Source organism: Achromobacter pulmonis, from assembly GCF_021733725.1.
Taxonomy (GTDB): domain Bacteria; phylum Pseudomonadota; class Gammaproteobacteria; order Burkholderiales; family Burkholderiaceae_B; genus Achromobacter; species Achromobacter pulmonis.
This window is the reverse complement of the sequence record NZ_JAIFOT010000001.1, coordinates 522392-548028: the sequence shown is the minus strand read 5'-3', so window position 1 is coordinate 548028 and position 25637 is coordinate 522392. Positions and strand designations below refer to the sequence as shown.

The window sequence follows — 25637 nt, the reverse complement described above, 5'->3', positions numbered from 1 at the left end:
GAGGCCTACCAGTTGTAGTTCAGGGTCGCCGAGATATTGCGCCGCGCGCCGTAGTAGCAGCTGGCGCTACCCGAGCAGCTTGCGAGATATTCCTTGTCGGTCAGGTTGCTGGCGTTGAGGGAGAATTTCAGGCCCTTCAGGCTGGGAGATACCGCGCCCAGATCGTAGCGTATGGCGGCGTCGATCAGGTTCACCGAGGGGCTGCGGTACTCGTTGGCGGTGTCGCCGTAGCTGCTGCCGGTATGGCGCAGGCCGGCGCCCAGGCTCAGGCCCGGGGCGATGTCCTGTGGCAGGCGATAGTCCAGCCACAGGTTGTAGCTGCGGCGCGGCACGCGCGGCAGTTCGTTGCCCTGCTCCGTGCCATTGCTCTGGGTGACTTCGCTGCGCATCAGCGTGGCCGAGGCCACGACCGTGATGTTGTCGGTCAGCGCGAAGTTGCCTTCCAGCTCCAGGCCGCGGACGCGGCCTTCGCCGGTCTGGACCTGGCATTGGCGGCCGTTGCACAAATGCGTGGGATCGGGGTCCGGTGTGGTGAGGTTCCGCTGCTTGATTTCATACGCCGAGAACGTGATCATGCTGCGAGAACCCGGCGGTTGGTACTTGATGCCGACCTCGGCCTGTTTGCCCTCGGTCGGCTTGAAAGGCCGGTCCTCGAAACCGACCCCGTTGACCGGCTCAAACGACGTGGCATAGCTGGCATAGGGCGCCAGGCCGTTCTCGAACAGATAGACCGCGCCGGCGCGCCACGTGGTGGCTTCGTCGTCGTAATGCGTCTTGGCGCCGGTGGCGCGCACCAGCGAATTGTCCCGCGACCAGTCGTGGCGCAGGCCCAGCGTGGCGGCCCATGGACCCCAGCGGATCTGGTCCTGCGCGTAGATGCCGGTCTGCTCGCTGTCGCTGCGCCGGCTGGGCGTCATGGCGCTCATGACGACGGGGCTGCCGTAGACCGGGGCGAAGACGTCGAGCGAGGAAGCCCGGCCGGACGCTTGCGCCACGCGGATAGTCTGGGTGCGATAGTCCAGGCCCGTGAGAAGGGTGTGTTCGGTCCGGCCCAGGCCGAAATCGAACTGGGCGTTGTTGTCGACCGTGAAGCCTTCCGAGCGGATCTGGTTGCTGGACGCCGTGCGCCGCAGCGTGCGGCCGTCGGCCTGCAGGTCGCCCTGGCGCGAGACGCCGGCGTTGTCGGTATCCACCCGCATGTAGCGCAGCTTCTGGCCGAGCTTCACCTGATCGGTCAGGGCGTGGCTGAATTCATAGCCGATGGCGTATTGCGTGCGGTCGTAGCGGTTGAAGCCGGGTTCGCCCAGGAAGCGGTCGGAACCGAAGCGGCCGTAGGCGGTCGCGTGATACGTGCCGTGGGAAGGCAGGAACTGGTAGGTGCTGCCGCCGCGGTCCTGCTGATAGTTGGCCAGCAGGGTCAACGACGTGCGCGCCGACGGCCGCCAGGTCAGGCTGGGCGCCAGCATCACGCGGTTCAGTTCCACGTAGTCGACCTGGGTGTCGGCGTGATAGGCGGTGCCCACCACGCGGTACAGCCATTCGCCAGAGTCGCCCATCGGTCCGCTGACGTCGGCGTTCAGGCGGGCCAGGCCGTCGGTGTCGGTGCCGACTCCGATCTCGCCGCGCGCGTAATCGGTGGGCCGCTTGCTCACCACGTTGACGAGCCCGCCCGGCGCGATCCGGCCGTACAGCACCGACGAGGGGCCGCGCAGCACTTCGACCCGATCCAGGCCGAAGCCGTCGAACTGGGTGGCCGAGGCGGTCGCGCCGCTGCTGCTGCCCGGCGGACGCAGGCCGTCCAGGTAGAGGTTGTTGGCGAAGCTGCCCGTGCGGAAGCCGCGCACGGAAATCTCGTCGACGCGGCTGTCCACGCCATACGAGCCTACCGAGACGCCGGCGCTGTAGCGCAGGGCTTCGGCGGTGTTCTTCGCGCCGATCATGTCCATCAGCTCGCGGTTGACCACGGACACGGATTGCGCGGTCTCGATGAGTGGCGTGGCGGTCTTGGTGCCCAGGCCGCTGTCCAGGGCCAACGGGCCGATGTCGCCCATGCCCTGGCCGGGCACCGTCACGCTGGGCAGTATGGCTGTGCCCGCGCCCACGGGCTCGGGCGCGCGTTCGATGCGGTAGCCCTCGCCATTGGCGTTGGGCACGGCCCGCAGCTTGCTGCCGCGTAGCAACTGTCGCAGCGCGTCCGCCACCGATCCCCGCAGACGCATGGCCGGCGCCTGTTTGCCGGCCGTGAGCGGCGGGGCGCTGATGATGGTCACGCGGGCGGCCTGGCCCAGGCGCAGGAGCGCGTCCTGCAAGGACAGCGCTGGCAGCGTGATATCCACCGGGGCGTTTTCCGCTGCCCGCGCAGGCGGCGTCGCGGCGAGCGCGGCGGCGCACAGAAGCAGGCAAAGCGCGGCTGGCTTGAAGCGGCGGATCCGGCCGCCGTCAGGAGAGAGTCGTTGGGACATCGGTATGGGTTCTTCGGTTGGGGCCCGCGCAGCGGGCTTCAACTTGTCCTAACGAGCGGGCGTCGGGAACCTGCCGGATATTTACATGTTGTTTCAGAATCAGGCCGGTTCGACACGGACCCAGTAGCGCGTGCGATACCGCACCCGCAGGCCCAACGTGACGGCCAGCGCCTCCAGGACCTGGTCCGTATCCTGGAGGCGGAAACTGCCGTTCACGCGCAGGGCGGCCACGCGCGCGTCGCATTGGACCAGGCCCGGCCGATAGCGCGCCAGTTCCGCGAGAAACGCCGCCAGCGGCATATCGTCGGCGATCAGCATGCCGTGCACCCAGGCGAACTCGCGCCCGGCCCAACCGGCCTCGTCTTCGATGCGGTGCGCCGAGAAGCGGCGCACGTCGCCTGCGCGCAGGTTCAGGCTGAGATCGCCTCGGGTGGTGAGGACGGCCTCTCCCGCATCGAGCGCCACGCGCGTCAGCGGGCCTTGCGCGCGCACCGCCAGGTGCGCGCGCGTCGGCACGATGCAGCCGCCGCGGGTCAGCACGCGCAGCGCCGAGTCAGCGGCGCGGGTGTCCAGCATGATCTCGCCGTCGTGCAGTTCGATGTCCAGGCCGCGTTCGTCCTGCCTCAGGTCCAGCGCGGTGCCGGTGTTCATCATCAACGCCACTTTGTCGTTTAGCGCCAGGTTGCGCTGTTCGCCGGTTGCGCTGCGGTAGGCCGCGAACCAGCCGGCTCCCTGTGCCTGGCGATAGAGCAGCGGGCTGCCCACCGCGATCCCGGCGCCGGCCGCCAGCAGTTTGAGCGTGCGCCGGCGCGCGTGGCGAAAGTCGATGGCCCCGAGCGCGGCGGCAGCGGCGTCGCCGCTCGCGGGCACGGCATCCTGCAGCAGCGCGAAGCGCCGCCAGACCTTGGCGTGCGAGGGCGACGCTTCGTACCAGCGCTGCCAAGCCTGCCGCGTGGCGGCGCTGCCGTCCTGTTCCAGGCGCACCAGCCAGCCGGCGGCCTGCGCGACCACGTCGGGCTGGCGCCTAGACATCGAGCGCGTGATAAAGGCGTTGCCAACCCTGGACCATGTCTTTCTGCACCACGTTGACCGTGATATGCAGACGGCTCGCGATCGCCTCGTAGGACAGGCCCTGGAGGCGCGCCAGCAGGAACACTTCGCGCATGCGCCGCGGCATGCGGTCCAGCACCGCGCACACGGCCAGCAGTTGCTGCGACACCTGGGCCAGCATTTCGGGCGACGGGGAGAGCGGCTCGGGCTGTTGCGCCAGCGCGGCCAGGTAAGCGGTCTCCAGTTCGCGGCGCCGGTGGCGGTCGATCAGCAGGCGGCGGGCGATGGTGGCCAGGTAGCCGCGGTTCCAGCCGCGCGATTCCAGGTAGGTCTGGCGCAGCAGGCGTTCGAAGGTGTCCTGCACCAGGTCCCAGGCGTCGGCCGGGTGTCCGCCCGTCTGGCGCCGCATGAAGGCGAACAGCCAGGCGTGGTGTTCGCGGTACATCGACGCGACCAGGTTGGGATCGGCCGCCGCAGGATTTGAGGGCGCTTGCACGATGATGAAAAAAGATTTGCGAATAGGAATCAGACGCAATTCTATATTTAGCGTGCCTGCCTGGAAAGCGGGCCAGGGCCGGATGTCCACGGGGGAAGAGGAATGGGGGCGGCAAGGACGCGCAAGCGCGGGCCGACGGAGGCGTGCGATGGTGCCCGAGACCGGAATCGAACCGGTACGGCCTTGCGGCCGAGGGATTTTCGTACCACTTCGGCTTTCGCCGCCGGCGCGCGGGGCGCCGTTCGTGGTCTGGAGCACGCCTTCACCTTAGCCTTGCGGCCTTAGGTGCCCGCCGTCTGCTCTCTACACCTTCCCGGTTCTCGCGAACCGGGCTTGGCTCGGCGTTGGCTCGGAACGGGTCCAGGGCATTCGCCGAGTTTGACGGGCTACACCTCTGGAGTTTCCTCCGGAGGGCTCAAATGGATTCAAGTCCCTTGTGTCTACCAATTTCACCACTCGGGCATTGCGGACCCCGCTGGCGGGGCGGCAATGGGATACCGGGTGAACCGCGCGGGCGCGGCATGGGTATCCAGCGGCCGTGACTATACCACTGCAGCCGGGCGTCTCACGCCCGGCCAGGGGCTGGCCGGCGGAAATCAGCCGCTGAAACGCACGGTCTGGCGCGCGCGTTCATCCACCTCCAACGTGAAGATGTCGGGCCGCGCGTAGTGGCCCACCACGTCGAAGTCATAGCGGGCGCGCACCAGGTCGTCGACATCGACAGAGGCGGTCAACAGGCCGGTCTGGCCATGCAGCGGGCCGGCCAGCACGTCGCCCAGCGGGCCGACGATGAGCGAGCCGCCATTGATGAGCGGGCGTTGCGGCGCCCAGCCGGGCACCTCCACGCCCAGTTCCGCGGGCGCAGGCTGTACCTGGCAGGCGCTGATGACGAAGCAGCGCCCTTCGTGGGCGATGTGGCGCATCGAGCATTGCCAGATGTCGCGTTCGTCGACGGTGGGCGCGCACCAGATCTGCACGCCCTTGGCGTACATGGCGGTGCGCAGCAGCGGCATGTGGTTTTCCCAGCAGATGGCGCCGCCGATGCGGCCGGCTGGCGTTTCCAGGACGGGTAGGGTGGAGCCGTCGCCCTGGCCCCAGATCAGGCGTTCGGTGCCGGTGGGCATGAGCTTGCGGTGCTTGCCCGCCAGGCCGGTGGCGGGATCGAAGTAGAGGGCGCTGCAATACAGGGTGCTGCCGGCGCGTTCGATCACGCCGATCACCAGGCTGGCGCCGGTGCGGTGCGACAGCCCGGCCAGCGCGTCGGTCTCGGGGCCGGGCACGTCGATGGCGTTCTGGAAGTAGCGGGCGTAGGCCTCGCGCCCTTCGGGCAGGCGATAGCCGAGCCGGGTGCCGAAGATTTCACCCTTGGGGTAGCCGCCCAGCAGGGCTTCGGGCATGACCACCAGCGTGGCGTCGGCATCGATGATCGCGGCCTCGAATGCGAGGATGCGTTCCAGGGTGTGTTCCTTGCCCTCGGGCGAGGCGCCGATCTGCAGTGCGGCGACGGTCTTGGCGGCCATGGGGATTCCTTGCGGGGAAGTGGGATAGGGGTTAGCGGGCGCGCGTGGCGACAGGTTTCAGTGTCGGGGCGCGCCTAAAATCAATCAATCCCATCTGGCAATAAGTGATATGAGTGATATCGATATCGAATCGACCGATCTGAACCTGCTCAAGGTGTTCGAAGCGATCTACGACGAAGGCGGCGCCGGTCGCGCGGCGTTACGGCTGGGCCTGACACAGTCAGCCGTCAGCGCGGCGCTGGCGCGGCTGCGCCTCGTGTATGCCGACCCGCTGTTCGTGCGCACCGGCCGGGGTCTTGCGCCCAGCCGGCGGGCGCGGGAATTGCGCCCGATCATTGGCGAAGCGCTGGACAAATGCCGCCAGAGCCTGTCGCTGGCCCGCCCGGGGGAGGCCGGCTTTGCCGGACGTTCAGTCACGCTGGGCCTGTCGGACGATTTCGAGATCGCGCTGGGCCGCGAGGCGATCGCGGCGTTGGCCACGGCCGCGCCGGGCCTGCGCCTGATTTTCCGCCAGACCCACAGCCGCCTGGCGGCCGACATGCTGATGGCGCGCGAGGTCGATCTGGTGATCGCGTCCGGCGGCCTGACCGCGCCGGCGCTGCAACGCGTGACCGTGGGGCAGGGCGGCTATGCCTGCCTGGTCGACCCGGCCAGCCTGCCGCAGGATCGGGGCGGGCTGTCGCTGGCGGACTTCACGGCTCGGCCGCACGTGCTGGTTTCATCCGGTGGTTTCATCGGCGTGGTCGATGAAGTGCTGCACGGGCTGGGGTTGAAGCGCCGGGTACTGGCGGCCACCACGCATTTTTCGGCGCTGGCTTTTCTGCTGCGCGGCGGTGATGCGCTCGCCACCCTGCCGACCCATGCCGCGCGCGGGCTGGCGCAGGTCACCGGCCTGCGGCTGCTGCCGTGTCCGGTGGCGATGCCGGGCTATGCCATCGAGATGGGCTGGCGCGCCGACGCGCTGCGTGACGAGGCGGTGGCCGCGGTCCGGCATTGCCTGCTGGGCCTGCTGCAAGGCTATCGCTGGACGGCGGCGCCCGCAGGGGCCTGACACGCCCCTGCCGCAAGGCCGCGCGCCAAGCCGTTGGTGATGCCTATTTGCGGCCGAAAAGTCGGCCCAGCAGGCTCCGCGGCGTGCTGGCTGCCTGCTCGGCCGCCAGGGCCTTGTCCAAGGACAGTTGCTGGTACTGGGGCTTGCCGTTCTGTTGGTAGGCCGCGGCGGCCTGGCGGAAAGCCGCCGCGGATTGCGCATGGCGTTTCATGGCGCCGTAGATCTCGCCACGCGAGAACAAGGCCCAGCTGCGGAATTCGGGGTCCATCGCGATCAGCCGTTCGCACGCGGCCAGCGCGTCGTCGTGACGCTCGGCGGCCAGCAGGGCATTGACGGCGTCGGCCTGCAGCATGCTGTCGTCGGGCCAACGCTGCAGCGCGCGTTCGGCATCCGCGACGGCCTCCGCGCCGCGCCCCAGGTGCGTCAAGGCGTCGATGCGGACGCGGCGCCACTTCAGCCAATCGGGATCCAGCGAGATTGCGACTTCCGACAGGGGCAAGGCCTCACCGTAGCGTTCCAGGCGGTTGAGCATGTCGGCGGCGTTGCCGGGCAGAAAGTCGTTGTCCGGCGCCAGTTCGTAGCCTCGCAGGTAGTACGCCAGGGCCTGTTCCCATTGGCGCAGGTCGCGCTGCGCATTGCCGGCCACGAACAGCAATTGGGCATCGCCGCTGGTCAGCGGATCCAGGCCGCGCAAGGCCTGCTGCGCCAGTTCCGGATGCCCGCTGCGGACGAATTCCCGGGCCTGCTCCTTGCGGCCTTCCCAGCCGCTGTCCGACAGCGCATCCAGCCGTTGCCAAAGCGGTGCGGCCTCGTCGGCCCGGCCCAGGCGATGCAGCGAGCGGGCTTTGCCTTCCAGGGGCCAATCCCAGTCGGGTTCGCGGCGCAGCAGGCTGGTCCATTCCTCCACCGCATCGGCATCGCGTCCCAGCGCCTGCAGGCACGAGGCGCGGTTGTGCTGGATGGCGTTTTCTTCGCCCAGGATCGCGCGGGCGCGGTCGAACATGGCGATGGCTTGGCGCAGGTCGCCCAGGCGGCGATAGGTGTTGCCGGCGTCATACATGAAGCGGCCGCTGCCTGGCGCGAGCGCCACGGCGCGCTCGAAGTACGGCACGGCTTCGTTGTGGCGACCGGCATTGGCCAGGTTGGAGGCGATATAGCAATGCGGCGCGGCGGCTTGCGGGCGGCGCTGGATTGCGTGGGTCCAGCAATCGATGGCGTCCTGCAGGCGGCGGTCATTGATCAGCAGATAGGCTTGGGCCATCAGCAGTCCGAAATGTCCGGGCGCGCGCTGGTCGGCGGCGCGCAGCAGGCGCCAGGCCTCTTGCCGGTCTCCTTTGTCATAGCAGGCCATGGCCTGCACGCCGACGGCTTCCGGGCAATAGGGGTCGAGTGCCAGCGCTCGCGCCAGGTCGGTATCGCGGGCGGCGCCGGCGCCGCTCGTGGCGTGGCAGCGCGCGCGCAACGCCCAGATCACGGCGCGGTCGGGCTGTTCGCGCAGGCCCCGGTCGCACAGCGCAAGCATGAGCGGCGAGTCGTCGCCGTCTTCGGCGCGCAGGATGGATTCGATCAGGCTGGACAAGCAGATTCCTTGGTGAGCGCGCTGGCGGTGGGGCGGCGCCGCATCGGGCGCGCGGGCATCAGTGCGCCGCGGCGCCGGCCGCATGGCGGCAGTGGTAAGGGCGGTCGTTCGGGGCGATGTCATCGCTGCCGCATTGCCAGCGCCGGATGCCGCCGCCTTTGCGTTCGGCACGCAGTTCGGGCAGGTAGACCAGGTGCTTGCCGGCCAGGGGGAAGGTGTCGTCGATACCGGCCGGCGCGGCGATGGTGAAGCGCAGCACGCCATTGACCGGGTTCAGTTCCAAGTCCGAAAAGCCGCTGGCGGCCAGCGATTCCCGCGTCACGCCCAGCGCCTGCAGCGTCGCGGCGAACTTGCCGGTACTGCGGTAGTGGTTTTCCGCGAGCATCCTGACCGGTTGCGACACCCGGTCGAGCCGCCGCACATCGGCCGCCAGGGGGCTGTCGGCATCGCGCGGGCCCAGGGTCAGGGCGGCCAGCACGAAGCCGGCCAGCAGCAGCACCACCGCGCCGGCGGTGAACAGCAGGAATTTGCCGGCGCCACTGATCGGGCGGGCCTGGGCCAGGGCGGCCTGCACCCGTCGCGGGTCGGCCTGGCTGGACACCACGTAGGTGCCGGCAGCCCAGTTATGCAGGGCGCGGTCGCCGAAAATGGCTTGCTGGATGTGATGGAACACGCCGGGTAACGCCAGATTCAGGGGGAATTTCAACAGGTGCCGCCAGAGGGATCGCAACAGGCCGGGGCTTTGCCCATTGCGCGCGACCACGCGCTGTTTGAACAGCCGTTTGCCGGGTGAGCCGCTACTCCAGGCGTCCATCAAGGCGGGCAGCAACAAGCCGATCAGGCCGGCCGTGAGACTGAGCGGCAGGGGGGCTGGCTGGCCCCGCAGCGTTTCGTAGCTGAGGCTGGCGGCCCAAGAGAACGCGAACATGGCCGCGATCATCGTGGCCGCGTCGACCATGCTCGCGGTCAGCCGCGGCCAGATGCCGGGGATGACGGGCACGTTCGCGGCGCGCGGTTCGCGCGGCGCCGCCGGCGCGGGCAGGGGCGCATGGCAGCTGAAGCAGTGGGTATGGGAGGCCGGGTTCTGCCAATTGCATTTGGGGCACTGCATGTTGCAAGTCACGTTCCGGTCGGGGGCGATGGGGAGTGGCCTCGGTCGCGCGGGCGGGCATCGTGGGCTACGCCCATGCTGGAGAGCATGGGCTGGCGCACCGGCCTCGACAGGCGCGGCGCGTGCCCATTGCTGCCAATGGGCGGGGAACGGTTCCTTGGCGGAAGCGGTGAGATTCGAACTCACGAACGGTTGCCCGTTGCCGGTTTTCAAGACCGGTGCAATCGACCACTCTGCCACGCTTCCTGGCGTCCCGCTTTACTGCGGCGGCGGCAATCCGGCCGCCAGGCAAACACTCTACCCGGCGAACACGCGACCTGCCGTAAAGGGCGCAATAATAATCCATTTGCTGCGAAGGAGGCACGCGATGCACTGTATAGAAATCTCACGCCCGGGCGGCCCCGAGGTCCTGGTTCCCGCCGAACGCCCTACGCCCGAAGCCGGCAAGGGGGAAGTTCTGATCAAGGTCAGCGCCGCGGGCGTCAACCGTCCTGACGTGTTCCAGCGCAAGGGCAACTACGCGCCGCCGCCGGGGGCATCCGACCTGCCGGGCCTGGAAGTGGCGGGTGAAATCGTGGGCGGCGACCTGGCCGGCAGCGGTTTCGCGCTGGGCGACAAGGTGTGCGCCCTGGTGGCGGGCGGCGGCTATGCCGAATACTGCGTCGCGCCGGCCGCCCAGTGCCTGCCGATCCCCAAGGGCCTGTCCGAGATCGAAGCGGCCGGCCTGCCGGAAACCTACTTCACCGTCTGGAGCAACGTGTTCGATCGCGGCAGCCTGGCCGACGGCGAGATCCTGCTGGTGCACGGCGGCGCCAGCGGCATCGGCACCACGGCCATCCAGCTGGCCCGCGCCATGGGGAACACGGTCTACGCCACGGTCGGCAGCGATGAACGCGCCCGCGCGGTGGAAGCCCTGGGCGCCGCGCGCGGCATCAATTACAAGACGCAGGACTTCGTCAAGGAAGTGAAGGACGCCACCGGCGGCCGTGGCGTCGACGTGATCCTGGACATGGTGGCCGGCGACTACATCGCCCGCGACATGCAATGCCTGGCCGACGATGGCCGCATCGTCATCATCGCCCAGTTGGGCGGGGCCCAGGCCGCCGTGGATACCAGCCAGGTCATGCGCCGCCGCCTGACCATCACCGGTTCGACCCTGCGGCCGCGCCCGGTGGCGTTCAAGGGCGCCATTGCCCAGGCGCTGCGCGAGCGCGCCTGGCCGCTGCTGGAGCAGGGCGCGATCAAGCCGATCGTCCACGCCACCTTCCCCTTGGCCCAGGCTGCCCAAGCCCATGCCATGATGGAAAGCGGCGAGAACATCGGCAAAATCATCCTGACGATGTAAGAAACGCGCGGTGTTCGGCGCGCGGCCGCGCAACAGGATACAATCACGGGTTTCGCCTGGAATTATTTCCAGGCCAGCCCGTGGGCGGGTGCTTTTCCCCCGGGTTCACCCACTCTGACATTTGCGCCATGACTTCAGTCGAACACCGCGCCCGCCTCGTGCTGGGCAACTGGAAGATGCACGGCAACCTGGCCGAGAATGCCGCGTTGCTGACCGAACTGCGCGCCGCGGATGCCGCCAGCCATTGCGAGATCGGTGTCTGCGTTCCGTTTCCGTATCTGGCCCAGGCCGCCTCGGCCCTGACCGGCAGCGCCGTGTCGTGGGGCGCGCAGGACGTCAGCGCCCACGACAAGGGCGCCTATACGGGCGAAGTCGCGGGCGCCATGCTCAAGGAATTCGGCTGCCGCTATGCGCTGGCTGGCCATTCCGAGCGCCGCGTGCTGCACGGCGAAACCGACCAGATGGTCGCCGACAAGGCCCGCGCGGCCCTGGCCGCCGGCCTGACGCCGGTGGTCTGCGTGGGCGAGTCCCTGGCTGACCGCGAAGCCGGCGACACGCTGGCCGTGATCGAGCGCCAGCTCAAGCCGGTGCTGGCGCTGGGCGCCGAGGCCGTGTCGCGCATGGTGCTGGCCTACGAACCCGTCTGGGCCATTGGCACCGGCCGCACCGCCAGCCCCGAGCAGGCGCAGGAAGTCCATGGCGCCATCCGCGCCGCCCTGGCCGCGCTGGGCGCGGCCCAGGTACAGGTTTTGTACGGCGGCAGCGTCAAGGCTGCCAATGCCGCCAGTTTGTTCGCCATGCCTGATATCGACGGCGCCCTGGTCGGCGGCGCCTCGCTCGTGGCCGAAGAATTTTTGCGAATCGCCGCCATCTAAGTTTCCGTTCCGGAGTCTGTAATGCCCTTGATGCTCAAACTTCTGCTGGCCGTCCAAGTAATTTCGGCGCTGGCTATCATCGTGCTGGTCCTGCTGCAGCAGGGCAAAGGCGCCGACATGGGGTCCGCCTTCGGCAGCGGCTCGGCGGGCAGCCTGTTCGGCGCCACCGGCGCGGCCAATTTCCTGTCGCGCGCCACCAAGTGGGCGGCGGTGGTCTTCTTCGCGTCCACGGCCGGCCTGGCTTATGTCAGCCACAAGGGGTCGAGCGCCACGGCCGTCGATTCGGGCGTGATGCAGAACTTCCCGGCCGACCGCTCCGTGCCGCAAGTGCCGGGCGCTGCGCCCGCGCCGCAAGGCGGCGGTGCGTCGTCGGTCCCGGGCGCTTCGTCCGTGCCGGGCGCCGCCTCGTCGGTCCCGGGCGCCGCCTCGGTTCCCGCCCCGGCGGCCGCGCCCAAGCCGGATGCGTCGGTGCCGTCGGCCCCGGCCGCCGCGCCTGCCGCGGGCGACAAGCCGGCTGAAACCCCGGCCAAGTAAGGGCCCGTATCAGCATGAAAAAAGCCGGCGTCAGCCGGCTTTTTTTTCGTACAAACCGCGCGGCAATCTCATCGCCGCGCCTGGCGCGCTCAGGCGCCCGGCAACATGTGGCGCGCGGATACGGCGAGGATGCGCTGGGCGGATTCGCGCCACTGGCGTGCTTCGCGGTAGGCTCGCAGGGACACGACGGCATCATAGCGGCGTGCGCTGCGCGGGCCGGCGAGCAGCGTGGGGCGGCGGGTCAGGATCGGGGATATCAAGCGTTGCATGGTGGAGCCCTTCCGTGGGCCTCTGGGGCCCTGTTTGTTGTGTATGGCTGGCATCGTAAGCCTGCCCGGCATGCGCGCCAACGACTTCCCGTGCATATGGATATCCGGGGGCAATCGCCGGGGCGGCATGGCGTTGCCAGTATCGCCGGCCGAGATGACAGTGTGATGCCAGCGACAGATTTACGCCTATCGGTAATTACGTGATAGAATGTTCGACTTTCCAGGAAAGCACGCCTTTTCTGGTCAAAGCCGCCGACGTGGTGAAATTGGTAGACACGCTATCTTGAGGGGGTAGTGGCGAAAGCTGTGCGAGTTCGAGTCTCGCCGTCGGCACCAGGAATTCCTTGTAAAACGCCCGCTGGAACGCAAGTTCCAGCGGGCGTTTTGCTTGGCCAGCGCACTGCGGCGAAGCCTGTGCCAGCTGGCGCCCCTCTGGGCTCGCCAGCCCGGTGCGCCGCCTCGATAGCCATGCCATCCTGATGCCGCCAATGGTATTCAGCTTTTGTTCATAAACCTTTCATTTTGCTGTTATTGCTGCGTCATGTTCGGGAACGATGATGCCGCCAGGCTGGCTCGCGGGTGTGCCAGTCGAGAACACCGACAATGACAGGAAAAACTGATGAGCTCTTCGGATCAGGACGACATCGCGTCCAACCCTTCCCAGGCCGTGCATTTCAATGAAGTGGTGCGCCGCGCGGTGTCGCGCCGGGGCTTTCTCAAGGCGGGCCTGGGCGCTGGCGCCGTCGGCTTCATGGGCGCGGGCCTGACCGCCTGTGGCGGCGATGATGATGGTGATGGCGATTCGTCCGGCGCCACGCCCGGCGGGGAAAATCCGTCCAAGCCGGTCGCACTGAATTTCAAGGCGGTGCCGATCAGCACGGCCGATACCGTGGTGGTGCCCGAGGGCTACCAGTTCGCGGTGATCAACCGTTGGGGCGATCCGCTGTTCGCTGGTGCGCCGGCCTTCAAGGCCGATGCCAGCAATGGCGGCGACGATCAGGCGCGCCAGCTCGGCTACAACCACGACGGCATGCATTTCTTTCCGATAGATGGCACCGACAGCGCCAACGGCAGCAGCGTGGAAGGCCTGATGGTCACCAACCACGAATACACCACGCCGGAGTACTTCTATCCCGTTGGCGTGCAGCCCGGCAATGCACAGTGGAATCTGGACTGGGTGCGCAAGTCACAACATGCGCACGGCGTGTCGGTGCGCCATCTGCGCCTGAGCAATGGCCAGTGGGAGCCGGTGCTGGATTCGCCTTTCAACCGCAGCGTCAATGCCACCGTCGCCATGCAACTGGTGGGGCCGGCCGCGGGCAATCGCCTGGTCCGCACCAACGCCGATCCGTCGGGCACGCGCTGCTTCGGCACGTTTGGCAATTGCGGCAACGGCTACACGCTGTGGAATACCTACCTGACGTGCGAAGAGAATTTCACCGACTACTTCGGCGTCGGCACGGCCGACCCGACCACCGTGAACTACCCGGATGCCGAGTACCAGGCGCACATGGAGCGCTACAAGGGCGCGGGCAAGACCTCCAGCGGTTCGTACCGTTGGGACCATTACGACGACCGCTTCAACTGGGCGCTGGAACCCAATGAATACAACCGTTGCGGCTGGGTGGTGGAAATCGATCCGTTCGATCCCAACTCCACGCCCAAGAAGCTGACCGCGTTGGGCCGATTCAAGCATGAGAACGCCGCCCTGACCCTGGCCGACGACAAGCGCGTGGTGGTCTACATGGGCGACGACCAGGTCAGCGAGTACATCTACAAGTTCGTCTCCGACGGCAAGTATGATCCAGCCCGCCCGGCGCTGAACCGCCTGTTGCTGGACAAGGGCACGCTGTATGTTGCGCGTTTCCTGGACGGCGCCGCGCAGGGCGACGCCATGGGCGTGGGCGAGTGGATTCCACTCAAGCTCGACACCCCGGCGCAGGCAGGCGGCACGCTGGGCGCGCTGTTCAACCAGGACATGGGCGAGCTGCTGGTCAAGACCCGTCAGGCCGCCGACGCCGTGGGCGCCACGCCAATGGACCGGCCCGAGTGGATCACCACCCATCCGACCACCCGCGAAGCATATGTCACGCTGACCAACAATAGCGCGCGCGGCGGCGGCGGCACCCGCTACCCGGGCGGTCCCCAGCATCCGGGCGCCGACGACGCCAATCCGCGTACCGCCAACCAGTACGGCCAGATCGTGCGCTGGCGCGAGCAGAACGGCGACCCGGCGTCGCTCACCTTTGAATGGGATATTTTCGTGCTGGCGGGCAACCCGACGCTGTACCCGCGCACCGATCTGCGCAGCGGCTCGGCCAACATCACCGCGGACAACACCTTCAACAGCCCGGATGGCCTGGCCTTCGACAAGCGCGGCCTGCTGTGGATCGAGACGGACGGCAATTACTCCAATACCGGCGCCTACGCCGGCCAGGGTAATAACCAGATGCTGGTCGCCAATCCGGCCACCAAGGAAATCCGCCGCTTCATGACCGGTCCGATCGGTTGCGAAGTGACCGGGCTGACCTGGACGCCCGACCAGAAGTATCTGTTCATCAACATCCAGCACCCGGGCGAAGGCCCGAGCGTGACGGATGCGCAGAACAACCCGCTGATGGCGTCCAAGTGGCCCGACGACGCCACTGCCAGCCGGCCGCGTCCGGCCACCGTGGTGATCTGGAAGCAGGACGGCAGCGCCGTCGGTACCTGACGGCACTGCGCAAGAGGGCGGCGGACCGCGCGCCCGCCGCCCTCAATGCAGGTGGTGGCCGAACAACATGGCCGCCACCACGAAGGCCGCCGCGCCGATGCCCGCCAGCCAGTAGGCGCGCCGGGCCGCCGCGGCCTCGTTGCGGCCAAAAGCCACCAGCAGCGCGATGAGCGACCAGATGCCGGTGAAGGCGAGCAGGGTAAGCGTGTAGACGAAGCCCGACAGGTCATAGCCACCGCCGCCAATGGACGGATATTCCGGGCTACGCGGCCAGAGCAGTGCCACATGCGACAGGGTGACCAGCGCGAATACGGACAGCCAGATCAGGAAGCGGCGGTCTTTCAGCATGGCAGGCTCCGAGTGAGGGAAGTCGTAGTCTGACACCATTTTCATCCACCCACGTACCTGCCCACACTCCGGAATATTCCGCTTTCCCGCAGCGCCCTGTCCGTCATCGCCGCCGTGCGCAGCGCAGCGTCGCACACGCGTCGGCCGGCGCCGCCGGTCGCAGGCGGTCGAGCCAAGCCAGGCGGTCGCGGCCTCAGGGGCAGGCCGCCGGCGCGACAGCGGGCCTCACATGGCGGCCGCCGGCTCGGCCTGGTAGGCGCGGTGCAGCAGCGCGATGAAGTCATGCGACAGGGGGAGCACCGCGTCTCCCATCCGGCTGACGGCAATGCCCGGGGTCCACGAGTTCATAACCGCCGCGCCCTGTTGCCGGGCCATGTCGGCCGGCGTCATGGCGCGGATGCGCTGCGGCACGCCCAGTCGCGTCAATTGGCGTTGCAGGATGCCCTGGGTGGTGCCGGCCAGCATGTCGGCCTCGGGCCACGTCACGGCATCGCCGTCCCAGAACGCCAGGTTCCAGATCGACGCTTCGCTCAGGCGCCCCTGGCGGTCAGTGAAGGCGACATCATCGTAGCCCTGCGCGGCCGCTTGCCGCAGGTAATAGGTCTTGGCGGTCTCACCGACGTGCTTGATGGCGGGCACCACGCGCTCGTGCGCGATGACGGCCAACGCCAAGGGGCCGGCGGGGCCGTCGGCGGGCGGGGCGGTGCGCACCAGTACCCGCGGCAGGATCTCGGGACCCGCCACGGTGAATTCGCCGGCCGGCGAGTACACCGTGGCCGTCAGGGACAGGTCGGCCGGGCCGGCCTGGATCGCCTGGCGCAGGTAGGCGCGCAGCGTGTCGTCCGGCAGGGCCACGCCGTACAGCGCCAGCGATGCGTCGCGCAGGCGCCGCAGGTGCAGGTCCAGGCCACGCACCTGGCGGTCGCGCACCTGCATCGCGGTGAAATGGGCGTAGCCGGCGAACGCCAGTGGCGCCAGGTCGGTGGCGCTGGCCGCGTGGCCGTCCAGTTGGACTACGAAGGAAGCCGTGTCTGCCGGCATGGAATGCTCCGGAAAGGTCGTCGTGGCGGGCCGCGACGAGCCGGGTGAGGGGAATGGACCGCCGCGGAGGCGGCTGGCTTGTGGCGTTCACTATCCGGGATCGCGCGGCCTTCGGGAAACGAATGTTTCTTGCGCGATCTTCAAGCGCGGCTTGAAGATCGCCGCTGTCCAAGGCGGTGCCAAGGTGGGCGCCAATCGCCGCACGCGGCTGGGTGTCCGAGGGCATTTGCTCCAAAACTGGAACAGTTTGTTCCGCGAAAAATCGCCCTTTTTGGCCGCCCGGCGGTGGTCGCCCGCGATGCCGGCCAGTAGAATTTGCTCACTCTTTACCCCTCTATCTACCAGTCGAAAGGCATATCCTCATGAGCAACGCATACCTCGACGCACTGAAGAAGCGCCGCACGCAGTATTCGCTGGGCCGCAACCTGTCCGCCTCGAAAGAGGAACTGGCGACCCTGATCCAGGAAGCGATCAAGCACAGCCCCTCGTCGTTCAATTCGCAAAGCTCGCGCGCCGTGATCCTGTTCGGCGCCGAAAGCGACAAGCTGTGGAACCTGGCCATCGAGGAAGTGCGCAAGGTCGCCCCGGCCGAAGGCTTCGACAAGACCGAAGCCAAGCTCAAGAGCTTTGCCGCCGGCGTGGGTACCGTGCTGTTCTTCGAAGACCAGGACGTGGTGCGCAGCCTGCAGGAGAAATTCGCCCTGTACGCCGACAACTTCCCGGTGTGGTCGGAACAGGCCGGCGGCATGGCGCAATTGTCGGTCTGGTCCGCGCTGGCCAATGCCGGCGTGGGCGCCAGCCTGCAACACTACAATCCGCTGATCGACGCCGCCGTGGCGCGTGAATGGAACGTGCCCGCCAGCTGGAAGCTGCGCGCGCAGATGCCGTTCGGCTCCAACGAAAACGGCTTCGGCGAAAAGGCCTTCATGGACGACGCCGAGCGTTTCCGCGTGGTCGGTTGATGCGGGCGTCTGGCGCGCGGCGCCAGACCGGATCGCGAAACCCGCAGGTCCCCGGCATGGGGACTGCGGGTTTTTCATTGGGCGGCCGGAGCGTTACGAGCGGGGCGGCGGGCCGGCCACGCCGCGCAGGCGGCGCGGCGCGCGAGCGCCTGCGCCGCGGGCAGGCATAATCGTGGGTTTTGTCCGTATACAGAAAGGCCCTGCCGTGAACGACGCCGCACCCATCAGCCAAGCCGACTACGATCTGCCCCTGGAGACGCTCGAAGCGCATCTGCTGGCACAACGCCAGCGCGCCGCCGATGTGGTCAAGGCAGCAACACGCAACTGGACCTGGGTGCGTCATGGCGCCTTCCTGGCGTCCATCGTCATCGTCGGCATCGAGAAACTGGTCACCGGCAAGGTGGGCGCCCATACCGCCGTCTTCGCCAGCGTGATGCTGTTGATGGCGCTGAGCTTCATTGCCGCCGCCAAAACCCGCCGCATCATCAAGAGCCTGGGCAGCGGCCAGCCGACGCCCAAATGGGTGCTCAAGCGCATGATCCGCAAGACGATTTTCAAGGGCGCCAGCAGCCTGAAGGGAACGGCGCGTTTCTATCCCGAGCGTTTTGTGCTGGACCAGAACGGCAGCCATTTCGAGTCCGAATACGAAAACGACAAGATCGCGTTGATCGCCTTGACGCCGGATTATCTGCAGATCATTCCGGTACAGCGCCAGGATGTGCCGGACGAGGTGTATTTCATCCCGCTGGCGCAGGTCAGCCAGCCGGAGGCGTTGCTGAAATTCCTGGGCGGTAAGCCGAATTATGTGGATGCGGCCTGAAGCGACACGAGCCGTTATTCGTAAGCCTGTTTCGCCGCCGACCACCTGAACGTGCGCTTCCATTTGCCGCCCTGCTGGCGCAGTTGGATGTCGAAGTAGCCGGCGGTCTTGCCCGGCAGGATCACCAGGGAATTGCTGGCATCGGATTCGTCGTGTTCACGCGTGCCGTCGGGGTTCCAGTCGCCGGCGATGCTCTTGACGAACGCCATGGGTTGGGCGAACACCACGCGCAGGGCCGCGCCGTCGAGGCGGAACAGGTACAGCGCCTCGAAGTCGGCGCCGCCGCCCGCGTAGCCTTCGCTCCAGCCGGCGCGCAGGCCGAATGCCGTGTTGCCGGGCGCGATCCGGTAGGGCGCCAGGTCGAAGCGTTTCCAGCTTTCGGGCGTGGCCAGCATCGGCGCGCCGGCGTCCTGCATGGTCAGGCCCATGGGCGGGTCGATATCGGTGTCGCTCCAGTCGGTGGGGGTCGTCACCGGGGCCTCGGTGCGCGCCAGCAGCCGGGGCGCGGCGCCGGGCACCGACTCGAACACGCCGATCCAGACTTCGTTGTTGTCCTGGTCGCGCGACAGGGTGGCGCAGTCGCCGCCGCCGAACTGCTTGAGCCGTTCGGCGCGCTCGGCGCTGGCCGCCAGGCACACCAGCGCTACATAGGCGCCCGGGCGTTGCGGCCAGGCCTTGGCGCCGGCCAGGAGCAGGCGGTTCGGGTTTCGGCCGGGCGCCAGTTGCTGCAACAGGAAGGCGTTGGTGAAGCCGGCCGGCAGTTGCGTGCCCAGGCCATCAGGCTGTGGCGCGCCGCTCATCTGGCTGTCGTACATCCTGCGGGCGTCCTGCGTCTTGATGGCGCCGGGCACCTGGTCGAGGGATTGCACCCGGGTGTCGGCCCGCGCCAGCGCGGTGTGCAGGGCAAGGGCCAGGGGGCAGAGCAGCAGGGCGGCGTGGATACGCATGGGCGTGGCCTCGGGGCGGACCGGGCGCGAGTCGTGGCGGTGTCTGATTATCGCCGAACGTAGCGCCGAACGCCGCTGCCAGGCGGCCGGCCACGTCGTCCCACTGGCCGGTCTGGCCCGCGCCGGCGATCGCCATGACCTTGGTGCCTGGCTTGAGCAAGTCCTTGCAGTCCCGGATGTTTTTCGGTTTGACCGGCGGATGGGCAGATGGGGCGCGGCGCCGTTGCGGCAGCGGGCCCTACTGGTGTGGACGTCGGGAAGGCGGCGAATATTCCATCGATTTCCGTCTATAGTGCCCGGTTGACGGCGATGAACCGAGCAGAGAGAGATCGATGGACAAGCGACAAGACCTGGCTCCCCTGGCCCTGCAGGAGGGCGCGGCGCATGCCGCCGGACCGGCCGGCCCGGCGCCGGTCGCGCTGGACGCCCTCACGATCGACATCGAGGCCGATCCGACGCTGGGTTACGCGTCGATCCAGAACGCGGTGCCGGTGCTGCGGTCGCTGCGGTTGACCAATCGCTCGCAAGAGACCTTCGAGAACGTCGAAATCGCGATCCGCTGCAATCCGGCATTCGCCCAGGGCGCGCGGCTGCGCTTCGACATGCTGGTGCCGGGCGAGATCCGCCGCATTGCGCCGCTGGACCTGGCGCCTGACCATGCCTACCTGGCCGGACTGCAGGAAGCGCAGCGCGCCGCCATCGAGGTCACGGCGCTGGCGGCCGGCCGGGAAGTGGGCCGCGCGACGCAGTCCGTGGCCGTGCTGGCCTATGACCAGTGGGCCGGCACGCGCGCCCTGCCGGAATTGCTGGCCGCGTTTTCCATGCCCAACAATCCGGCCGTGGATGCGCTGATCGGCAAGGCCGCCCGGCTGCTGCGCGAACAGCAGGCCGACCTGACTCTGAACGGCTATCAGTCCAAGCGCCGCGATGTCGTGTGGCAGCAGGTGTCGGCCATCTACAGCACGCTGGCGGCCGAAGCGTTGCATTACGCCGAGCCGCCGGCCTCCTTCGGTGTCGATGGCCAGAAGATCCGCACGCCGGAGCGCATCCTGGAGGCCCGCGTGGCCACCTGCCTGGATCTGGCCATGCTGTTCTCGTCGTGCCTGGAGCAGGCCGGGCTGCGCCCCGTGATCCTGATGAAGGAAGGCCACGCCTGGGTGGGGGTGTGGCTGCATCCGGCGAGTTTCCCCGATCCCCTGACCGACGATGTGCAGGCCGTGCGCAAGCGCGTGGACAGCGGCGAGTTCCTGGCGTTCGAGACCACCGGCATCGCCCAGCATCCGAGTTTCCGGCCCTCCTTGCGGCTGGCGCTGGAGCAGGGCGCGGCGCACCTGCGCGAAGCGGATACCTTCCGCTATGCCATCGACGTGCATCGCGCGCGCGAATTGCAGATCAAGCCCTTGCCGTCGCGCGGCGCGGGTCTGGCGCCGGAGGCGGCGCCGGCCATCGAAGCGCCCGCCGCCATCGAACCGATGCCTGCTCTGCCGCCGTTGGATCCGGAGTTCGTCATCAGCCTGGAACCGGCCGACGACACGCCCGAAGGCCGGTTGGCCAGGTGGAAGTCGCGCCTGCTCGACCTGACACTGCGCAACCGGCTGCTGAACTTCAAGCTCACCAAGTCCACGCTGCCGCTGGTGGTGCCCGATTTGGCACGGCTGGAAGATGCCATTGCCGAGGGCAGTGAGTTCCGCATACGGCCCCTGCCGGCGGCCTTGATGGAGGGCAGCGACCCGCGCGTGGCGCAGGTGCATGTCGACCGCGGCGGCCGCGCGCCGCTGGACGACATGGCGCTGGAGGCATTGGCCAATCATGAACTGATCGCCCGCGTGCCGCAGGAGGCGCTGGACGCCAACCTGTTGAATATTTTCGGCGCCGCACGCACCGGCCTGGAAGAGGGCGGCGCCAACACCCTGTACCTGGCGCTGGGCATGTTGCGCTGGACCGAGCATGCCGCCGCCGAAAGCGCGCACCTGGCGCCGCTGATCCTGATGCCGGTGTCGCTGCAGCGCCAGTCGGTGCGCAGCGGTTTCCGGCTGGTGCGCCACGACGATGAGACCATCATCAATCCCACCTTGCTGCAGATGTTGCGCAACGAGTATGAGTTGCGCATTCCCGGCCTGGACGTTCTGCCGAGCGACGACAAAGGCGTGGATGTGGCGCGGGTGCTGCAGGCGTTCCGGCTGGCGGTGCGCGAGATCGCCGGCTGGGAGGTGCTGGAGCAGGTGCACCTGGGGATTTTCTCCTTCACCAAGTACCTGATGTGGAAGGACCTGCAGGACCGCAGCGGCCAGCTCAAGGCCAACCGCGTCGTGCGGCACTTGATCGACCATCCCGGCCAGGCCTTTGCGCAGGAACCCTGGGATCCGCGCCTGGAGCGCCTGGACGAGAACTACCGGCCGGAAGACCTGCTGACGCCGCTGCTGTCGGATTCCTCGCAATTGAAGGCGATCTGCGCGGTCGACGCCGGCCGCGACCTGGTGCTGGAGGGGCCGCCCGGCACGGGCAAGAGCCAGACCATCACCAACCTGATCGCGCACCTGCTGGCGCGCGGCAAGACCGTGCTGTTCGTCTCGGAGAAAATGGCGGCGCTGGAAGTGGTGTATCGCCGCCTGGCCCAGATCGGCCTGGGGCCGTTCTGCCTGGAACTGCATTCGTCCAAGGCGCGTAAATCCGAGGTGCTGCAGCAGTTGGGCCAGGCGCTGGAGCTGGGCAGCCAGCGCACCAGCGAGCAATGGAACCGCGAAGCCGAGCGCCTGGGCGTGCTGCGCCAGGCACTGAACGGGCTGGTCCAGGCCCTGCACCAGCGGCACCCCAATGGCCTGACGGTCTATGACGCCATCGGAACCAGCATCCGGCACGCCGGTCAGGAAGCATCGCCCATGTTCTGGCCGGATGCCCAGTCGCATGATGAAAAAGACCTGGCGCGGCTGCGCGAGGCGGCGCGGCGCATGTCGACGCTATCCGGCGAGTTGGGCACGCTGCATGGCCACGCGTTGGCGCATATCGGCATGACCGAGTGGAGCCCGAGCTGGCAGGACGCGCTGCTGGCGGCGGCGCAGGCGCTGGATCAGGCGGTGGCGGCTTTCAAAACGTGCGCGGATGCCGCCGGCGCGGAGCTGGGCGTGCCGGCCGCCGGGCTGAGCCTGGATGCCTGCGCGCGCCTGGACACGCTGATCGATGTCTTGCTGGCCGCGCCGCGCGTGCCCGCCGGCCTGGCCGCGCAGGCGCACGATCCGGCCGCGCGCCTGCGGGTGCAGGCCCTGGCCCGCCATGGGCTGGCCCGCAATGCCTGCTGGGCCGAGGTCGGAACGGGCTGGCAGGCCCGGCTGGCGGACCTGGATGCCACGGCGCTGCGGGCCGAGTGGCAGGCCGCCTGCGCCGCCTGGTGGCCCAAGTCGGTCTTCGCCAGGCGCGGCGTGCGCAAGCGGCTGGCGGCGTATCGTGCCGACGCGCGCCGTCCGGACGACACCGCCATCGCCGCCATGCTGGAGCCGCTGGCGCGCGTAAACGCCGAAGACCGTGAACTGGCGGCCTTGAAGGCCGACGCCGAGCGCCTGCTGCTGAATGACTACGCCGGCCTGGCAACGGATTGGGAGCAGGTTGGGCGCCATGAGCAATGGGCCGAACGTTTTGCCGAAGCGGTCACGCTGATGGCCGGCGATCCGGCCGCGGCCACCGCGCTGCGCACGCGCCTGCAGCCGCTGGTGGGCGAGAACCGCGCCTTGCTGCAGCCGGGCGCGCCGCTCTGCCAGCGTTTGCTCGACACCCGCGATGCCTGGCGCGCGCTGCGCGACCAGCTTGCCGCGCTGGAGGCGCTGGCGCGGCCCACCATGCCGCTGGCAGGGGCGCCAGGTGATGACGGCGCGCTCGAACGCATCCAGGCGGTGCTGGCCGCTTGGCGCCTCAATCGGCAGAGCCTGATGTCGTGGTGCGTCTGGCGCCAGGCGCGCGAACAGGCGGTCGGCATGCAGTTGCAGGGCCTGGTCGCGACGCTGGAATCGGGGCGCGTGCCGCTGGCCGGGGTCGAGGCCCATTTCGAATTCAGCTACCGAAATTGGTGGGTCAAGAAGGTCATCGACCATTCGCCGCTGCTGCGTTCGTTCTCCAGCGCCGATCACGACCGCAAGATCCGCGAGTTCCGCGAGGCCGATGAGCGCTTCCAGCAACTGACGTGCGCCCATATCGCGGCGTTGCTGGCGGGCAAGGTCCCCGCCAGCAACGCCGTGCTGGTCAGTCCCGACAGCGAGCTGGGCCTGTTGCGCCGCGAGTTGCAAAAGAAGACGCGCCATGTGCCGGTGCGCCAGTTGATGCAGCGCCTGCCGTCTTTGCTGCCCCGGCTCAAGCCCTGCCTGCTGATGTCGCCGCTGTCGGTCGCGCAATACCTGGATGCCGGCCATTCGCAGTTCGATGTGGTGGTGTTCGACGAAGCTTCGCAGATCCCGGTGTGGGATTCGATCGGCGCCATCGCGCGCGGCCAGCAGCTGGTGGTGGTGGGCGACACCAAGCAGTTGCCGCCCACCAGTTTCTTCAGCAAATCAGCCAACGAGGATGATGGCGCCGGCGATGATGGCCTGGTGGAAGACCTGGAAAGCATCCTGGACGAATGCCTGGGCGCCGACATGAACCGCCTGCGCCTGCAGTGGCACTATCGCAGCCGGCACGAAAGCCTGATCACCTTCAGCAACGTGACCTACTACGACTCGCAGCTCATCACCTTCCCGTCGCCGGTCACCGACGATGTGGCGGTGCGGCTGGAGCGCGTGGCCGGCGTCTACGACCGTGGCGGCAGTCGCACGAACCGCGCCGAGGCCGATGCCATCGTCCAGGGCATCGAGCAGCATTACCTGGACCCGGCGCGCCGCCGCCAGAGCCTGGGCGTGGTGACGTTCAACCAGCCGCAGCAGTCGCTCATCGAGACCCTGCTGGACGCGCGCCGCCGCGCCAATGCGGCGCTGGACAGGGCCATCGCGGCGCAGGGGCGCGAACCGCTCTTCATCAAGAACCTGGAGAACGTGCAGGGCGACGAACGCGACGTGATTTATTTCTCGATCACTTACGGCCCGGACGCGGCCGGCAAGATGACGATGAACTTCGGCCCGCTCAACGGCGAAGGGGGGCACCGCCGCCTGAACGTGGCGATTTCGCGGGCCCGCGAAGGCGTGGTGATCTATAGCACGCTGCTGCCGGAGCAGATCGACCTGTCGCGCGTGCGCGCCGCCGGCGTGCGCGACCTGAAGCACTACCTGGAGTTCGCCCTGAAGGGGCCGCGCGCGCTGGTGGCGCAATCGCTGCCCAGCGGCCGCGAGCCGGACAGCCCGTTCGAGACGCAGGTCATCAAGGTCTTGCGCGAGCGCGGCTGGGTGGTGCATCCGCAGGTCGGCTGCTCGGGCTACCGCATCGACATGGGCGTGGTCGATCCGCGCGCGCCGGGACGCTACCTGCTCGGCATCGAGTGCGACGGCCGGGCCTATCACGCCGGCGCCACCGCGCGCGACCGCGACCGCCTGCGCCAGGTGGTGCTGGAAGGGCTGGGATGGCGCCTGCACCGGATCTGGTCGACCGACTGGTGGATCAATCCCGGGCGCGAAGAGGAAAAGCTGCTGGCGCGGCTGGACGCGGAACTTGCGCGTAAAGAGGAAGAGGAGGAGGCGCCGCAGGAACCCGAACTCCCGCCCGAAGAAGAGGGCGCGGCGGACGATGGCGTGGCCTTCGCCATCACCACCGAGGGCGGCATGCCGCCAGGCCCGTCTGAGCCGGCGGGCGGCATCGATACCTATCCGGTGACCGACCTGCCGGCGGGCGACGCGCAGGCGTTCTACGCGCGGGCCAGCAACGAGCGGTTGAGCGCCGACTTGCGCCAGGTGATCGAGACCGAAGGGCCGCTTCCCGAAAGCGTGCTGTATCGCCGGGTGGCGCGGGCCTGGGGCCTGGAGCGCACCGGGGCGCGCATCGTCGAGCGCTTGCGCCTGCTGACGCCCGCCGATATTGGCCGCACCCGCGAAGGCGAGGTCACTTTCCTATGGCCGGCGCAGGCGCAGCCCGCGACCTGGGCGGGATTTCGTGGCGCGGGCGAGGACGAGGCCACGCGCCGCCGCGTGGACGACGTCTGCCTGGAGGAACTGGCCAATGGCATCCTGCGCGTGCTGGCCATGACCGGCAATGCGCCGCGCGCGGACGTGGTCAAGTCGGTTTGCCGCCTGCTGGGCCTGTCGCGCACCCTGGCGGATGCCGAGGCGCGCCTGGGGCTGGCGCTGGCGGCGCTGCTGGCGCAAGGCCGGGTGCGCGAAGCGGCCGGCATGCTGCGGGTCGATTGACGCGACGCGGGCGCGCCATCGCAATGGATGGCGCGTCTCAATGCTGCAAAGATCCGCATCACTGCGCAGCATCGTTGCGCCGGCCGGAGCGCGTGCGTGTCAGAAAGTAATTGCCCGAAGGGCGGCGATCCATTCGCCCCGGGCGCTGGAATCGCTCGTGCGGTCCCGGGGCGAGCGAGCGATCTGGTGGGCGGAAGATG

The 25637-nt window shown here is 68.4% G+C and carries 18 protein-coding genes and 2 tRNA genes; 9 read left to right on the top strand and 11 right to left on the bottom strand.

The window, feature by feature from the left end; translation table 11 throughout:
- Positions 1-5: 5 nt before the first annotated feature.
- The 4 genes from K2W61_RS02495 to K2W61_RS02480 all read right to left on the bottom strand — a co-directional run bounded on the left by K2W61_RS02495 (position 6) and on the right by K2W61_RS02480 (position 5528).
- Positions 6-2336 (bottom strand): TonB-dependent siderophore receptor, encoded by a 2331-nt coding sequence (locus K2W61_RS02495; RefSeq protein ID WP_236755014.1) that lies wholly within the window; start codon positions 2334-2336, stop codon positions 6-8.
- Between the two features lie 225 nt (positions 2337-2561).
- Complete coding sequence (locus tag K2W61_RS02490) at positions 2562-3494, bottom strand: DUF4880 domain-containing protein (protein ID WP_236755013.1); 933 nt, start codon at positions 3492-3494, stop codon at positions 2562-2564.
- The gene (locus K2W61_RS02485; protein WP_175131347.1) at positions 3487-4008 is read right to left on the bottom strand and encodes a sigma-70 family RNA polymerase sigma factor; all 522 of its coding nucleotides are present in this window, start codon (positions 4006-4008) and stop codon (positions 3487-3489) included. Before K2W61_RS02485 ends, K2W61_RS02490 begins: the two co-directional genes overlap by 8 nt.
- Before the next feature lie 596 nt (positions 4009-4604).
- Positions 4605-5528, bottom strand: coding sequence for a carbon-nitrogen hydrolase family protein (locus K2W61_RS02480; RefSeq protein ID WP_236755012.1), 924 nt, complete (start codon positions 5526-5528; stop codon positions 4605-4607).
- A gap of 109 nt (positions 5529-5637) precedes the next feature.
- On the opposite strand from K2W61_RS02480, the gene K2W61_RS02475 reads away from it, so the two are divergent.
- Positions 5638-6579, top strand: a complete 942-nt coding sequence (locus K2W61_RS02475; RefSeq protein WP_175140918.1) for a LysR substrate-binding domain-containing protein — start codon at positions 5638-5640, stop codon at positions 6577-6579.
- Between the two features lie 43 nt (positions 6580-6622).
- Here the strand turns inward: K2W61_RS02475 and K2W61_RS02470 are convergent, their stop codons facing one another.
- The 3 genes from K2W61_RS02470 to K2W61_RS02460 form a co-directional block, all read right to left on the bottom strand.
- On the bottom strand, positions 6623-8158 hold the full coding sequence (locus K2W61_RS02470) for a tetratricopeptide repeat protein (RefSeq protein ID WP_175140917.1): 1536 nt from the start codon (positions 8156-8158) through the stop codon (positions 6623-6625).
- A gap of 58 nt (positions 8159-8216) precedes the next feature.
- Positions 8217-9269 (bottom strand): RDD family protein, encoded by a 1053-nt coding sequence (locus K2W61_RS02465; protein WP_236755011.1) that lies wholly within the window; start codon positions 9267-9269, stop codon positions 8217-8219.
- 158 nt (positions 9270-9427) lie between these two features.
- A tRNA-Ser gene (locus tag K2W61_RS02460) sits at positions 9428-9515 on the bottom strand.
- 121 nt (positions 9516-9636) lie between these two features.
- Between K2W61_RS02460 and K2W61_RS02455 the strand changes: the two genes are divergently transcribed.
- From K2W61_RS02455 to secG, 3 genes are all read left to right on the top strand, one after another.
- Positions 9637-10614 (top strand): NAD(P)H-quinone oxidoreductase, encoded by a 978-nt coding sequence (locus K2W61_RS02455; RefSeq protein WP_236755010.1) that lies wholly within the window; start codon positions 9637-9639, stop codon positions 10612-10614.
- A 128-nt stretch (positions 10615-10742) separates the two neighbouring features.
- Entirely contained in the window at positions 10743-11489 is a 747-nt protein-coding gene (tpiA, locus tag K2W61_RS02450) for a triose-phosphate isomerase (RefSeq protein WP_175131359.1), read from the top strand.
- Positions 11490-11510: 21 nt separating this feature from the next.
- Positions 11511-12023, top strand: a complete 513-nt coding sequence (secG, locus tag K2W61_RS02445; protein WP_175131360.1) for a preprotein translocase subunit SecG — start codon at positions 11511-11513, stop codon at positions 12021-12023.
- 89 nt (positions 12024-12112) lie between these two features.
- Here secG and K2W61_RS02440 read toward each other — a convergent pair whose 3' ends face one another.
- A complete protein-coding gene (locus tag K2W61_RS02440; protein WP_175131361.1) occupies positions 12113-12292 on the bottom strand; it encodes a hypothetical protein in 180 nt (59 codons plus the stop codon).
- A gap of 251 nt (positions 12293-12543) precedes the next feature.
- Here K2W61_RS02440 and K2W61_RS02435 point away from each other — a divergent pair.
- Together K2W61_RS02435 and K2W61_RS02430 are read left to right on the top strand one after the other, a co-directional pair.
- Positions 12544-12628 (top strand) — tRNA-Leu (locus K2W61_RS02435).
- A gap of 283 nt (positions 12629-12911) precedes the next feature.
- Positions 12912-15005, top strand: coding sequence for a PhoX family protein (locus K2W61_RS02430; RefSeq protein ID WP_175131362.1), 2094 nt, complete (start codon positions 12912-12914; stop codon positions 15003-15005).
- Positions 15006-15047: 42 nt separating this feature from the next.
- On the opposite strand, the gene K2W61_RS02425 is transcribed toward K2W61_RS02430, so the two are convergent.
- Both K2W61_RS02425 and K2W61_RS02420 read right to left on the bottom strand, forming a co-directional pair.
- On the bottom strand, positions 15048-15353 hold the full coding sequence (locus tag K2W61_RS02425) for a hypothetical protein (RefSeq protein WP_175131363.1): 306 nt from the start codon (positions 15351-15353) through the stop codon (positions 15048-15050).
- Positions 15354-15578: 225 nt separating this feature from the next.
- Positions 15579-16394 (bottom strand): aminotransferase class IV family protein, encoded by an 816-nt coding sequence (locus K2W61_RS02420; protein ID WP_236755009.1) that lies wholly within the window; start codon positions 16392-16394, stop codon positions 15579-15581.
- A 362-nt stretch (positions 16395-16756) separates the two neighbouring features.
- Here K2W61_RS02420 and K2W61_RS02415 point away from each other — a divergent pair, with 362 nt between their 5' ends.
- The gene (locus K2W61_RS02415; RefSeq protein WP_236755008.1) at positions 16757-17356 is read left to right on the top strand and encodes a nitroreductase family protein; all 600 of its coding nucleotides are present in this window, start codon (positions 16757-16759) and stop codon (positions 17354-17356) included.
- A 205-nt stretch (positions 17357-17561) separates the two neighbouring features.
- Entirely contained in the window at positions 17562-18176 is a 615-nt protein-coding gene (locus K2W61_RS02410) for a hypothetical protein (RefSeq protein WP_236755007.1), read from the top strand.
- A 14-nt stretch (positions 18177-18190) separates the two neighbouring features.
- Here the strand turns inward: K2W61_RS02410 and K2W61_RS02405 are convergent, their stop codons facing one another.
- Entirely contained in the window at positions 18191-19123 is a 933-nt protein-coding gene (locus K2W61_RS02405; protein WP_175131367.1) for a hypothetical protein, read from the bottom strand.
- Positions 19124-19455: 332 nt separating this feature from the next.
- Here K2W61_RS02405 and K2W61_RS02395 point away from each other — a divergent pair, with 332 nt between their 5' ends.
- A complete protein-coding gene (locus K2W61_RS02395; protein WP_236755006.1) occupies positions 19456-25437 on the top strand; it encodes a DUF3320 domain-containing protein in 5982 nt (1993 codons plus the stop codon).
- Positions 25438-25637 lie beyond the last annotated feature (200 nt).